The 14,106-nt window shown below is 69.4% G+C and carries 9 protein-coding genes; 4 read left to right on the top strand and 5 right to left on the bottom strand.

All coding sequences use genetic code 11. The features are described 5' to 3' along the window. Positions 1-278: 278 nt before the first annotated feature. Both ORI60_RS35485 and ORI60_RS35480 read left to right on the top strand, forming a co-directional pair. Positions 279-1,205 carry an ACP S-malonyltransferase gene (locus ORI60_RS35485; protein ID WP_266042381.1) on the top strand — a complete coding sequence of 309 codons (927 nt, stop codon included), beginning with the start codon at positions 279-281 and terminating at the stop codon, positions 1,203-1,205. Positions 1,206-1,332: 127 nt separating this feature from the next. Further along, on the top strand, positions 1,333-3,003 hold the full coding sequence (locus tag ORI60_RS35480) for a flavin monoamine oxidase family protein (protein WP_266042380.1): 1,671 nt from the start codon (positions 1,333-1,335) through the stop codon (positions 3,001-3,003). Positions 3,004-3,070: 67 nt separating this feature from the next. Here the strand turns inward: ORI60_RS35480 and ORI60_RS35475 are convergent, their stop codons facing one another. From ORI60_RS35475 to ORI60_RS35455, 5 genes are all read right to left on the bottom strand, one after another. Next, the gene (locus ORI60_RS35475; protein WP_266042379.1) at positions 3,071-3,853 is read right to left on the bottom strand and encodes a carbon-nitrogen hydrolase family protein; all 783 of its coding nucleotides are present in this window, start codon (positions 3,851-3,853) and stop codon (positions 3,071-3,073) included. Positions 3,854-3,902: 49 nt separating this feature from the next. Then, a complete protein-coding gene (locus ORI60_RS35470) occupies positions 3,903-4,502 on the bottom strand; it encodes a hypothetical protein (protein WP_266042378.1) in 600 nt (199 codons plus the stop codon). Positions 4,503-5,009: 507 nt separating this feature from the next. Further along, positions 5,010-6,287 (bottom strand): glycosyltransferase, encoded by a 1,278-nt coding sequence (locus ORI60_RS35465; RefSeq protein ID WP_266042377.1) that lies wholly within the window; start codon positions 6,285-6,287, stop codon positions 5,010-5,012. Beyond that, positions 6,284-8,497: a glycoside hydrolase domain-containing protein gene (locus ORI60_RS35460; RefSeq protein ID WP_266042440.1), complete on the bottom strand. Its 2,214-nt coding sequence runs from the start codon at positions 8,495-8,497 to the stop codon at positions 6,284-6,286. The genes ORI60_RS35465 and ORI60_RS35460 overlap by 4 nt, the downstream gene beginning before the upstream one ends. Positions 8,498-8,617: 120 nt before the next feature. Then, complete coding sequence (locus ORI60_RS35455; RefSeq protein ID WP_266042376.1) at positions 8,618-9,526, bottom strand: LysR family transcriptional regulator; 909 nt, start codon at positions 9,524-9,526, stop codon at positions 8,618-8,620. A gap of 79 nt (positions 9,527-9,605) precedes the next feature. Here ORI60_RS35455 and ORI60_RS35450 point away from each other — a divergent pair, with 79 nt between their 5' ends. Continuing rightward, positions 9,606-10,523, top strand: coding sequence for an NAD-dependent epimerase/dehydratase family protein (locus ORI60_RS35450; RefSeq protein WP_266042375.1), 918 nt, complete (start codon positions 9,606-9,608; stop codon positions 10,521-10,523). Positions 10,524-10,712: 189 nt separating this feature from the next. Further along, positions 10,713-14,033, top strand: a complete 3,321-nt coding sequence (locus tag ORI60_RS35445) for an NACHT and WD40 repeat domain-containing protein (protein ID WP_266042374.1) — start codon at positions 10,713-10,715, stop codon at positions 14,031-14,033. The last annotated feature ends 73 nt before the right edge of the window (positions 14,034-14,106 follow it).

Below are 14,106 nucleotides of genomic sequence, written 5' to 3'. Positions count from 1 at the left end.
CTACTCCGTGGGACGTCAGTGATGGCGAACAACTTCGCAAGGCGATCCCGTCACAACGGACGGGAATCAGAACTGCTGTAACGTAATCACAGGTCGAGCAAGTGCGGGATGTGCGAGATTCCACCCGCCGACCATCGGGGAAGAACTCCCCTTCCACCGCGGCCACGACCACCGGAATTACTTGGCGATGACCGGAACGCGGAAACGCTCCATTACTCGGCGCACTGGCCCGAACATAGGATCCATTCCTATTTCACCTCAGCCGCGGAGGCGTCGCCATGAGCCGCACAGCAGTCGTGTTCCCGGGAATGGGTCCGTCGAAGTTCGGCGACGTCGGCAGATTCATGACGGTCAGTCCATTCGCCCGGCGGAGGCTGGCCGAGGCGGACGCCGCGCTCGGGTACTCGCTGCTCGACGAGCTGCGCAGCGGCCCCGACGAGTACAGCGCGGCACAGCAGATCGGGTTCCTGGTCAACTCCGTCGCGATGGCCGACTGGATGGAGAAGTCACTCGGCTTCCGCCCGGACATGTGCGTCGGGTCCAGCTTCGGCGAGCGCGCCGCGGTCGCCTATTCGGGCGCCATGCCGTTCGGGGAGGTGGTCCGGCTCACCGCCGAGCTGGCGCGGTGCGAGCTGGACTACTTCCAGGCCGAGCAGCGCGAACTGGTCAGCCAGCTGGTCGTGCGCACGCCCCAGGAACGACTCGACGACGTCCTCGCCACCATGTCGCGGGACGGCGAGTGGCACGAGATCTCCGGGTACTTCGACCACGACGTCCACCTCGTGACGATGCACGAGGACCACCTCGAGGCGTTCAAGCGGAAGATCAGCGACTGCGGCGGCTACAGCCTGACCACGATGCGCCCAGCGGCACATGCGCGCGTTCTGGCGCCTTTGCGCGCCCGAATGCGGGAAGAGGTCTTCACGAAGTTCTCCTTCACAGCGACGAAGACGCCGATCATCTCGGATCAGGACGGCTCTCTGGTCAGTGAGGGAACCGAAGTCGGCGCGATGCTCGACGCCTCCACCGTCAACCCGGTGCACTGGGGGCACATCCACGACCGCCTGGTGAACGAGGGACTGACCAGGATCTGCGTGGCGGGCCCGGACTTCCTCCTCCACCGGCTGAAGCTCCTGAAGAAGAACTTCGAAGTGGTGACGGCCGGCCCGCAGGACGCTTTGAAGGCCCGCCGGCCCTCCAAATAGCGCTCGTCCTTCTTTCGTCCGCGTCGCTGAAAGCGACACCTTCGCCGCGTCTGCCTCCAGCGAACCCACCCCTGACCGCAGTTCCGTCACACCGCTGAGATCCGACGAATCATCGAGGTTTCAAAAAATGGGATTCATGTCGATTATCACAGATGACGAGCCGGCACCAACAACGGGTTTGTCGCCAGATTTCCCCTTCGTCTACGACGAATGGCTGAACCACCCGGCGGGACTCGGTGCCGTGCCGGCCGAGCGGCGGGGCACCGAGGTCGCCGTCATCGGTGGCGGGATCTCGGGCATGGTGACCGCCTACGAGCTCATGAAGCTGGGGCTGCGGCCGGTCGTGTACGAGATCGAGCAGCTCGGCGGGCGCATGCGCACCGTCGGGTTCGACGGGCACCCGCAGCCGCGTGCGGAGCTGGGCTCGATGCGCTTCTCGCCGTCGGCCACGCTGTTCCACTACGTGAACAAGCTGGGCCTGAAAGCCGTGGCGTTCCCCAACCCGCTGGCCGACGCCACCCCCAGCACCGTCATCAACCTGCGCGGGCAGACGCACTGGGCGCGCGGCCCCGAGGACCTGCCCCTGACGTTCCAGCAGGTGTCCGACGCGTGGTCCAAGGCGCTGCACGAGAAGGCCGACCTGCCGGTCATGATGGGGGCGATGGAGCGCCGCGACATCTCCGTCATCAAGGCCCTGTGGAACCGCACGGTCCGCGAGCTCGAGAACCAGTCGTTCTACGGCTTCCTGACCTCCACGGCGGCGTTCTCGTCCTTCGAGCAGCGGGAGATCTTCGGCCAGGTGGGCTTCGGGTGCGGCGGGTGGGACACCGACTTCACCAACTCCGTGCTCGACGTCCTGCGGGTCGTCTACACCGAGGTCGGCGACAAGCAGTACCGCATCATCGGTGGCAGCCAGCAGGTTCCGACGGGACTGTGGCACCACGAGCCGGACGACCTGGTGCACTGGCCGGCCGGCACCTCGCTCGCACGACTGCACGACGGGACGCCGATGCCCGGTGTGTGCAGGATCAGCCGCGGTGACGACGGCACCGGCTACCTGATCGAGGACGTGTCCGGCGGGGTGCGCGAGTACCCGGTGGCCGTCTTCACGGCGCAGAGCTGGAACCTGCTGTCCCGGATCCAGTGCGACCCCGACCTGCTGCCGTCCGACCTGTGGACCGCCGTGGAGCGAACGCACTACATGGGATCGTCGAAGCTCTTCGTGCTGACCGACCGCCCGTTCTGGCGCGACCGCGACGAGAAGACCGGCCGCGACGTCATGAGCATGACGCTGACCGACCGGTTGCCGCGGGGCGTCTACCTGTTCGACGACGGGCCTGACGAGCCCGGCGTGATGTGCCTGTCGTACACGTGGAACGACGACTCCCTGAAGGTCGCCACCCTCACCGCCGAGGAGAGGCTCGAGGTGGTCCTGGCGTCGCTCGCCCAGATCTACCCGGACGTCGACATCCGCTCGCACATCATCGCGCCGCCGGTCTCGGTCACCTGGGAGACCGAGCCGAATTTCATGGGCGCCTTCAAGTCCAGCCTCCCAGGCCAGTACCGGTACCAGCGGGCGTTGTTCACCAACTTCATGCAGGACGGGTTCGAGCCGAAGCACCGCGGTTTCCTCATGGCGGGTGACGACATCTCCTGGCTGGGAGGTTTCGCGGAGAACGCCGTCGAGACCGCCCTGAACGCGGTCTGGGGCGTGATGCGCCACCTCGGCGGCGCGACCCATCCCGACAACCCCGGGCCCGGTGACCTCTTCGACGAGCTGGCGCCGATCGTCATCTGAGACGCGTCCCAGGTCGTGGCCGACGGGGCCAGGACCTGGGACAGCCCCAAAACAGTTCCAGCCCGGCTCAGTACAGTTCCGGCCGCCTGTCGGAGAGGTACGGGGTCTCGGCGCGGACCTCGGCGATCAGCGACAGGTCCAGGTCGGTCACCAGCAGCCCGTCCGGCGCCTCGGCGTCGATCGGGACGACCCGGCCGTCCGGGCCTGCCACCCTGGTGAGGCCGCAGTACTTCAGATGACGTTCCCCGCCGGTCCAGTTGGTGTAGGCGATGAACAGCTGGCTCTCGAAGGCGCGAGCCGGCACCACCGTCTCGGCGACGAAGTGCCACGGAGCCATCAGCGCGGTCGGCACCACCAGGAGCTCGGTGCCGCGCAACGCATGCGCGCGAACCAGTTCCGGGAACTCCACGTCGTAGCAGATGATCAAGCCGATGGTCGTGCCGTCGACGACGGCCTGCACGACCCCCGTGTCGCCGGCGCTGAAGCTCGACCGGTCGAGGTCGCCGAACAGGTGCGTCTTGCGGTACGTGGCCAGACCCGTTCCGTCGGCCCCGACGAGGCGCACGGAGTTGTAGACGCTTTCCCCGGCCAGCTCGGGCCAGCCGTGCACGATCGCGACACCGGCCTCGGCGGCGATCCGCGCGACCTCGCGGCACATCGGCCCGCTCTCCGGCTCGGCGAGCTCACGCAGCCTGCGGCCGCCGAGGTTGTAGCCGGACAACGACATCTCCGGCGTGACCAGCAACCGCGCGCCGGCCTCGGCGGCCCGCTTCGCGCGCTCCCGCAGACGGGCGAGAGCACCCGCCACGTCGGACGGGTGCGTCGTTGCCTGCCAACAGGCGATTCTCATTGCGCACTTCCTCCTGCTCGGCTTTCTCCGCCACTCGTCGGATCGGCGGTCAGCCGATGTACGTCTGCTGGGCGCCGCGGCGCGGCCGGGGCGGACGAATCGTGGTGAGGAGAGGGCCGAAGACGAACCAGGCCGCACCGGTGCCCGTCATGACCGGCATGGCGACCTTCCACATCAGTTCGGTCTGCGCGGGCGTGCTGACGACGAGGACCAACGCGGCCATGATGACCATCGAGATGAGCCACGCGAGCCCGAACTTGCCGAACTGCGCCCATTCGTACCGCACCTTGGCGCGACCGTGCTTCGGCGGGAGGACGGGCGGCGGACCGCCCGCGAAGCGGTGGTGGAAGCGCTGGTCGGCCCACCGCATGATGCTGTGCCCGAAGCCGAGGGTGAGACCGAGGTAGATGGCGGCCGCCGCGTGCGGCCACGTCGCCTCGCCACCCGCACGCAGGTCGAACACCGTTGCGATGAGCAGCACCACGTCGACGAGGGGCGTGCAGAGGAGCAGCGCGCCGCCGACCCTGGGACTGCGCAGCGGATAGCGCGCGACCAGCCCGGCGAGCAGGAAGAACCAGAACCCGATCTCACATCCGATGATCAGTGCGAGGATGAAGTTCTCGCGCACGTACCCAAGGATCTCCGTCATACCCCGATGCTGGCAGCACGATCTATTGTTACTTTATCGTCTATTCTTCCACTATCGCTCGCGCCCGGGAGAGACCGACCGAGCACGACTTCCGCGCGAGCTGCGGCCGGCGCTCTTCCAGGGGATCGAGAACGGTCAGGGCGAAGAAGGCGGAATCCGCCCCTAGTCGTAACCGCGAACGTGCCCGTCCTCGTCAGCGAGACGCTCGTACTCATTCATGCCTTCCTCCTCTCGTTGATGTCTCCCCGCAGGCCGAAGCCTGCTCGGCATCCCGCGGAGCGGAGTTCCGCGGCAACAAGAAGTGGCCCGCACGGCCCGGGAACGGACGGCCGCCGGCCCGCGGAGCGAAGAGCCGCCGATCAGCGCGGTCCGGGATCCATCCACAGTGGACGCCCGGTTGCGGTGCGACCCCGATCACACGATTCGACTCCCGCGGGCCAACAATCCGCTATCGAACCGCCATCGGAACGCCGGGCTCCACCGCGTCCTAAAACGACTGTCGCGGGTTCATCCCGTCAGGACGGCAGTCGCGCCGGACGTGGCGAAGAGGCCGTCGAACACCCGGACGCGGTCGAAGGACAGGGCGTGCTCGCGTGCCCGGTCCTCCATGACTTGCCGTTCCTCGGCCGACATGTCGAGCACGACCCGGTCGATCGCGGCGGCGATGTGAGCGGGGTTCCCCGCCTCGACGACGACGGCCGTCCCGCCCACCGCCTCGCCGACGCCCCCGGTGGTGGTCGTGATCACCGGCCCGCCGCCCGCGAGCATCTTCTCGGTCAGCGCGATGCCGAAGGTCTCGACGAAGTCCGGTTCGGGCTTGGTCGGCAGCGCGTACGCCGCGCAGCCGTTCATCAGCAGCGGCTTCTCCTCGTCCTCCACGTCGGTGAGGAAGAGGATCCGGTCGTCGTGCCGGGTGATCGCCTGGAGGTGCTCCAGTTCGGGGCCCTGGCCGGCGATCACGAGCTTCAGCCGTGACCGCGCCCGGCACCGGGCGAACGCGTCCACCAGGTCGTAGATGCCCTTGGCCCGCGTGACCCGGGACAGGAACAACACGTACCCGTCGCGTTCCAGGCCGCGCCGCTTCAGGGCGGCGTCCACGAGAGCCGGATCGAGGCCCAGGTAGGCCGAGGTGTCGATCGGCGGGTAGCTGACCGATATCCGCCGCACGCACTGGCGGGCGAACCGGGTGCCGCACTGCGCGTCGACGGCCTCCGCGCAGGCGATGATCTCCTGCCTGGTGTACTCCGACACCGCGACCACCTCGTCGTTGGCGAGGAACCGGGTGAACAGGACCACGGCGGCCCCGAACCGCCGCTCGTGCAGGCACGAGCGGATCACGTTGGTGACGTCCGAGCCGACCGCCTTCGCGATGGTGTGGACGTCGGGTGCGTAGCCGGCCGCGCGCGCCGCGTCGACGGCGTCGCGCACCACGGCGTCGTGGGGAGCGAGGTACATCGACACGCAGGTGGTCGGGACCTGGTCGGCGAGCAGTTCGACCAGCCGTCCCGTCAGCCCGGCCAGGTGCCGGCCGTCGGGGACCCGGTAGTCGCCGACCGGCTCGGGCCGCTCCACGGTGATGCCCGCGCTGTAGGGCATGATCCGGTCCAGCGGCTTGAGCGGCAGCCCTGCCGCCTGCAGCACGGATATCGGCCACGTCAGCAGCCGGACGTCGTCGAAGCCGCGGGTGAGCGCGACCTCGGCCAGGTTGCGGGCTTCTCCGGAGTGACCGCAGATGACCGGGTCGGCCCGGACCACGATGACGAGACGGCGGCTTGGCCTGCTCATGTGCGAGCCCCCTTTCCGAGCGGGTCGGACACTGATGGCGGAAGGATCTTGCGTCCCCACTCCGAGGGGTGCGGGCCGAGTTCGAGCAGCAGGCGGCCACCCGCGTGGACGTCGGACGCGCGCAGGTGCGCCGCGTCCAGCGGCTTGCCGTCCAGCCGGGCGGACTGCACGTACTGCGGCGGCGGGTCCTCGTCCAGCCCGTCCGAACTGATGGACGTCTCGCGGTGTCCACGCGTCTCGATGACGAAGTCGCGGTCCCCGAGGTGCAGGGTGGCGCGGCTGAACGCAGGCGCGTTGACGAGGAAGAGGTTCTGCCCGGCGACCGGGAACAGGCCGAGCGAGGCCCAGACGTACCAGGAGCTCAGCCCGCCCGAGTCGTCGTTGCCCGGCAGGCCGCCGGGACCGGTGCCGAACTGCCAGGTCAGCGCCGCGTGCACGATCTCGGCCGTGCGGTCCGGCCGGGCCGCGTAGTGGTAGGACCACGGCGCTTCCATGTCCGGCTCGTTGTTCAGCCCCTCGAACCGGTTCAGCAGGTAGCCGGCCGCCATCTCCACCGGGTCGGGCCGCTTGCCGGGCTGAGCCACACGCGGGGCGCCGTAGCCGAAGAACGTGTCGAGCATGCCGACGAAGGCGTCGTTCCCACCGACCATCGCGATTCTCGCGGCCATGTCGTGCAGCAGCCGGAACGAGTAGTTCCACTTGCCGCCCTCGTAGAACGAGGAGTCGAGGAGCAGGCCGGTGCCCGGGTCGAACGCGTTGGACCACAGGCGGCTGCGCGCGTCGAGGTCGTCGGCCAGCTGGACGTCGTTCAGGCTGCGGGCGACGCCGGAGGTGCAGTGGCAGGCGTAGGCGAGGTCGAGCGTGTGCGAGATCGGGTGCACGACGCCGTGCTCGTAGAAGTCCTCGCCGTACATCCGGCGCAGGTCGTCGTACATGTGCACCAGCGCCCAGGTCCAGTCCAGGTCCCCGAGCCCGAGGGCGTGCGCGTCGGCCAGCGCGGTGTGGACCAGCGCGCTCGCCTGCCGGAAGAACCTGTCCGCGCCGCGCGCCATCCGATAGCCGATGGGGAAGTTGCCCTCCTCCTCGCAGACCCGGATCAGCGACTCCAGGAGGTCGACCGCCCGGTCCGGGCAGATCGCCATGAGCAACGGCAGCTGCGTCTTGTAGATGTCCCACATCGTGCAGATGTCGAACACGAAAGGCCCCGAGGACGGCCAGAACGGGCTCTCGTCGTCGGCGAAGCACGGCTTGATCAGCGAGTGGTACAGGGCCGTCGCGAAGACCTGCCGCCGGGCGGGTGACCCGCCCTCGACCTCCACCTTCCCCACGTGGTCGCGCCACCGGGCCTCGGTCTGCGCCCGGACGACGTCGAACGCGGGCGCCCCGTCACCGCATTCGCGGTACAGGTTCTCGCGGGCCTGGTCGCAGCCGCGCAGGGAGAACCCGATCTGGATCTCGACGCTCTGCCCGGCGGTGGTGGGGCCCATGTACAGCAACCCGAACGGGCGCAGCGTGGTCTGCCTGATGCGGTCGAAGTCGAGCCGCGTGCCACCCTCGATCAGCCGGCGGTCGTGCCAGAGCATCTGCCGCCAGCCAGGACTGTCGACCTTGATGTGGACCGACAGCGGCACGCCTTCGACGACCACCGTCCCCTGGGCGCGGCCGTTGCCGAGGCTCTCCACGTGCGCCCGCAGCGGCACCGTGCGGCCGAGGTCGATGGCCAGCCCGCCGCAGGACAGGTCGACGACGACCCGCGCGCTGCGGTGCTCGGGGAAGACGTACCGGTGGACGGCGACCTTGGCGCCGACGGTGACCTCACATCGGATGCCGGTGTCGAGGGTCGCCGCGTAGTACCCGGCTTCGGCGGTCTCGTCGTGCAGCGGCCAGGCCTCGCCGAGGACGTCCAGCTGCTGCACCATCGGGGTCACCCGCACGTAGTTGTAGTACTTGCGGATCGCACCGGTACCGGACTGCTGGAAGTGGGTGAAACCGGACGCCTGCATCCGGTCGAACAGCTCCTCCGGCTGCCCCTCGGTGTTCTTCATGTAGAGGCCGTAGCCGGTCGGATAGGCACCGGAGTAGGCGCAGGCGGACACCATGCCGAGCGGGGACGTCGCGCCGGGGTGCGTGTTGCCGACCTGCGCTTTCGGCCACCACCAGGTGGCCGCCAGCCCTTGCGCCGCGGGCAGTGAGGTGGCAGCCGTTCCGATGAAGGGATCAATCTCGTCGAGGATGACGAGAACCTATGCGGGAGCGGGCACCCCGTTGGTTTCCGCGACATGAACATGTGGCTCGGGGTGTGCCGAGAATGTGAACTGCCGCGCCGGTTCTCAGGACGCGGGGGCCAGCTGGTCCGCGATGTCGCCGGGCACGCGCAGGCCTCCTGCGCGCAGGTCGCTGACCAGTTGCGTGGTGAGCGCGTCGCGGGTGCCCGCGGTCAGGACGACCAGGCGGCGTGTCCACCGGGGGTCGAAGGGCCGGACCGCGCCGGCGAACCCCGCGGTGACGGCGCTGACCGGTACGACGGTGATCCCCAGGCCCGCCGCCGCCAGCTGAGGCGCGTGCGTCGTCACGGCGGTGCGCGCCACCACCGACCCCCTCAGGTCGAAGTCGAGGTTGCTCTCGATCCACGTGCCGAGCTGGTTCTCCGGCGTGAAGTGCACGAACGGCTGGCCGTGCAGGTCGTCCTGGCGGAGGGCGCGCCGCGAGGCCAGCGGATGCCGGGCCGGGAGTGCCACCACGACCTCCTCCTCGGCGACCGTGGTCTTGTCGAACTCCGTGTCGCCGGGATCGGGCACGAGCAGGAGGTCGGCCTCGCCGGACTTCAACGCGGCGACGGCCGACTCCGCGTCCGTGCTCTCGTGCAACGCGATCGTCACGTCGGGACGTTCCGCGTTCCACCGGGTCAGCACCGGCGCCAGCAAAGCCACCGTGAGGCTCTGCGCGCACACGACGCGGACGGTTCCTCCCACGGCCTGGCCCACCGCGCGGGCGAGGCGGATGGCGTCGTCGGCGGCGGCCACGGCCCGGCGGGCGTCGGGCAGCGCGGCGCGTCCGGCCGCGGTGAGGCGGACGCCGCGGCGGTCGCGGATCAGCAGCGCGGTGCCGGCCTCACGCTCCAGAGCGACCAGCTGGTGCGAGATCGCCGGCTGCGAGAGGTGCAGGTGCTGCGCCGCGCGCGTCACCGAGCCCAGGTCGGCCGCGGCCAGCAGGCACTCCAGCGCACGCAGAGTTGGCATAAACAGAACTTATCACCGACCAAGTTCATATCGATCCTGCGACGGGAAGTGCGGCGGCGCCGAGCGGGTTGCACCTGACATGACCTCAGCATTCATCACCGGTGGTTCCGGTTTCATCGGACGCGCGCTCATCCGGCGCCTGGTCGAGGACGGACACGCGGTGTCCGCCCTCGCACGCAGCGACTCCGCGGCTCTCGCCGTCGAGCGCGCAGGCGCCACCGCCGTCCGGGGCGACCTCCTCGACCCCGGCACGTGGGCCCGTCCCGGCGACACCTACGACGTGGTCTTCCACCTCGCCGCCGAGACCGACCTCGCGGCGAGCCCGGAACGACACCAGCTCATCACGGTCGGAGGAACCGCGGCCGCCCTCGAAGGCGCGCGCCGGGCCGGCGCGAGCCGATTCGTCCACTGTGGAACGGAAGCCGCGCTGCTGGCCGGCGAACCCCTGGTGGACGCGGACGAGACCGCTCCCCTGCGGCCCGACTCGCCCGCGCCCTACTCCGCGGCCAAGGCGCAGGCCGAACAGCTCGTCGCGGAGGCGTCGGACGACCGGCTCACCACCGTGATCATCCGCCCGCGGTTCGTGTGGGGCCCGGAGAGCAGCCTGGTCGACGCCTTCGTCCAGGCCGCGCGCGGCGGCGCACTGGCCTGGATCGAGGGCAGCAGGGTGCTCACCGACGTGACGCACGTCGACAACGCCGCGGAAGGCCTGGTCCTCGGCTGGCTGCACGGCCGGCCCGGCGAGGCCTACTTCGTCACCGACCGCGAGCCGGTGGAGCTCAGGTCGTTCCTCGAAGCGCAGTTCCGGCTCCACGGCGTGGACCCGTCGGTGCCGGACATGGACCTCGCCACAGCGCTGGAGGTGGTGCCTCCGCCGCTGCTCTGGTTGCTCTCGCAGCAGTGCACCCTCGACACCCGCAAAGCGGTGGCGGAGCTCGGATACCGTCCGGTGATCACTCACGCCGAGGCGCTCGGCGCCACCGCGGAGAGCAGGTAACGCGACCGTCGTCTACGGCATGACACTCGCGCAGTTCGCCTGCGAGCCCGAAATCCGCGATCACTCATTGGACATTCCACCGCAGGTGGCGTGAACGCCGATCTGTGAAACGCGTTTGGCGCCAAAGGCGATCTGCTTCTCATGCGGCGTGATCGACCGGGTGACGGATCCGGTGAGAGATGTCATCAGGTGAAGAACGCGATCAAAGGGACGGTGAACGGCACCGCGGTGCAGACCGGGGTGGTGGAAGGAGATCTCGTCATCACGACGGGACAGTCCGCTTCCGGCGTGTCCTTGGCCGTGACCGTCGCGGTCGCGTCGGCGGTCGCGGTCGTGTGGGCCGTTGCGGGCGGCGGGTCCGGTGGCTGGCTCGTGGGTGCAGGACTGGCGGGCCTGCTGGTCGCGGCGGGTGGCGCGGCCTGGGCGTTCCGAGCGGCGCGCACGCCGCCGTCGCTCGAGAACCGCCTGACCGAACTGCGGGAAGTGGTGACGGACCAGTGGAAGGACGAGGTGACCACGCGTGGCCTGGCTGGGCCTCGGCCGTTGCGGCTGAGATGGCGGCCGACGGAACGCCGCGCCCAGGTCGGCTCGCTGCCGGAGTCGGCCCCGTTGGTCGGAGCCCTGGTGCAGGACACCGGCGACGACAGTCCAGTAGCGCACCAGTTGGCGGCCGAGTTCCTGCGCGGACCGCACCACCAACTGGTGGTGCTGGGAGAGCCGGGTGCGGGGAAAACGACACTGGCCGTGCTTTTCACCATCGCGGCCGCGGCCCACGACCGCGTGCCGGTGTTGTTCCCGGTGGCAGGCTGGCAGCCACACGACCCGTCGACCGGCACGGGTGAGCACGTCGAGCACTGGATCGCCCGCCGCCTGGCCGCCGATTACGGGTCACTCGTGGACGGTGTGCCGTTGAGCCGTCTGCTGCCCGTGCTGGACGGCCTCGACGAGATGTCGGAGGACTCGCTGGGCAAGGCCCTGACGGACCTGGACCGCGTGGCCGGGTCAGACCTGCGGATGGTGATCACCTGCCGCGGCCAGGAGTTCGAGGAGGCTGTGGCGGAGAGCGGTGTGCTGACGCGCGCCGCCGTCGTCGACATCGAACGAATCCGCCCGGAGGACGCCGAGGTCTACCTGACCCAGGCCGAGGTGCGAGAAGCCGGGCCCGGCCGCTGGCAGGCCGTGACGCGCACGCTCACCGACGACCCCAGCGGACCGGTGGCCGCCGCCCTGTCCACCCCGCTGATGATCAGCCTGGCCCGGCGCGTCTACAAGCGGCCGCGGGAGGACCCGGGCGAGCTGACCCGGCTGGGCAGCAAGGAACAGATCGAGCACCACCTGCTGGAACAGTTCCTGGTCGCGGCCTACCCACGCGACCGTGACCGCGACCGCGCGCGGCATTGGCTGTCGTTCCTCGCCGCCCACCTGCGCGACCGCGTGGGCGACACGGAACTGGAGTGGTGGCGGATCGCCCGCGCGGTCCCGCCGTTCGTGCTCACGCTCCTGATCACCGCGATCATCACCCTGTCCGGGGCGGCGCTCAGCGTGACGTCGTGGGGACTGCTGGACGAATCGGGCGACGACCTGATCGAGTACGCCTTCGGTGGAGCGGTGCTGGGGCTGCCGGTCGGCCTGGTGGCCGGTTTGAACGTCGCCCGCGCGGCCCACACCTCGCCCTCGCGCGAGCGGCGTCATGTCGCAGTGATCGCCGCCGCCGGAGTGGGACGAGATCTCGCGGTCATCGTGTCGATCGTGTGCGGTGCGGCGGCGATCGCGCTCCTGAGCGCCTACGTGGTCGCGGCGCCCGCGACCACCGAGTTCGTCATCGGCGTCCGCGAATCGGCTCGTACCCCGTCCTCCGCCAGGGACTTCCTGTCCGGCGTGCTCATCTCGGTGACGATCCTCGGGGTGGCCACCCTGACCAACGGCGTTGTCGCGGGACGTGACGGCACCCCGCACAGGAGTTCCTCCAGCGTTCGCGGGCTGTTCCTGCACCTGCCGATCGGGGTGTTCGCTGGTCTCATCATCGGCTCGCCCTGGCTCATCATGGCCGCCACCTGGCGGGTGGACGACAGCATCATGCTGTGGCTGGTCACGGCGGCGGCGGTCGGCGTACCACTGGCGATCGGGCGTTGGCTCGCCGCGCCGGCACCGTGGAGCACCGCGCCTTCCCCGCTCTCGGTGCTGCGCACCGATCGCACTGCGACATTGCTGACCACCGTGGTGACTGGCGTCTGCGGCGGCTTGGCCACTGCCGCGGCGGTGGCTTTCTCCTCGGACTCGCACGTTGGCGTCGTTGAGGCAGCAGCGGTCGCTTCCATCGCGATCCCGGTGATCAGCATCGTCGTCTTGTTCGGGACGGGAACGGCCTGGTCGGTCTACACGGTCGCACGCATCTGGCTCGCCTTGCGCGGGCACCTGCCGTGGCGCCTCATGCGGTTCCTGGGCGAGGCCCACGGGAAGGGCGTCCTCCGCAGCGCTGGGCCTTCCTACCAACTTCGCCACGATCTGCTCCGCGGCTACCTGGCCGACCGGTGGCGAGGTAGCCCTGTGACTGCTCCGAACAGCACGCGCCTCAAACGCAAGCATCCAGCGATCGTCGCCGTCACGATGATCGGCCTGCTGTTCGTCTCGGCCGCTCTGGTGGAGGCACAGAGCCCGCTCCGCCGGATCTACAGCAGCGAGCCTTCTGACGTCGCCGCGATCTCGTTCAGCGGTGATGGGAGGAAGGTGGTCTTCCGCACCAGGTGGAGCGTCGTGGTGCTGGACTTGAACTCAGGGGAATCAAGTGCGCTGACCGATTCCGGCGGATCTGGGACCGTCACCGGGATCGACCACGACGGCACGACGTGCACCCTCTACGAAGCCTCCTACCTGACGAAACGCCGGTGCACCTCGAAGCGGAGCTGGGACCGCGCCGCAAAGATCCCGGACCGGGTGAGCCCCGTCGCTCTGAGCCCGAACGGTGCAACCCTGGTGCTGGTCGAACCCGGCGGACGTCTCTTCTACGTGGACACGGTGACGCTGAAAGGCAAGTACATCGCAGACAGTGATGCGCCGGTGATCGAAGGGGCGTTCAGCTCCGACAGCCAGGTTCTCGCTCTCGCGGGAGAGGACCGGTCCATCCTGGTGTCGGGTTGGGACGGGTCGTGGCATTGGACGACGACGAGTCCTGAAACAGGACTCTCCGGGCTTGCTGTCGCCGGCAACGGAGAGCACGTCGCGGTGGTCGACTCCGTCGACGTGGTCCACCTGTTGCACAAGGACGGTACCCGCCACTCACTGGCCGGTGCTCGAACGGCTTTCAGCCCTGACAGCGAAGTCCTGGCGGTGGCCGGGGCAGAGGGCGGCATCACCTTCTGGTCCTCCAGAACCGGGCAACTCATCACGACGGTGGACACCGGCGACATCCCGGTGCTCGACCTCGCCTTCAGTCCTGACGGCAGCGCCCTCGCCACCGCCGGAACCCTGGGCAGGGTGCTGCTCTGGGACGTGCCGCCACGGCCGGAGTAGCCCCGGCCGTGACGGCACGGCCAGCGCGGCGTGACGCGTGAGCGGGCTCGACCGCCGTCCGGGAATGCGTCCG

It is taken from the genome of Lentzea sp. NEAU-D7 (assembly GCF_026242055.1).
In the GTDB taxonomy this organism is placed as follows: Bacteria; Actinomycetota; Actinomycetes; order Mycobacteriales; family Pseudonocardiaceae; genus Lentzea.
Note: the sequence above shows the minus strand (reverse complement) of the source record. Positions and strands in the feature narration are given on the sequence as shown.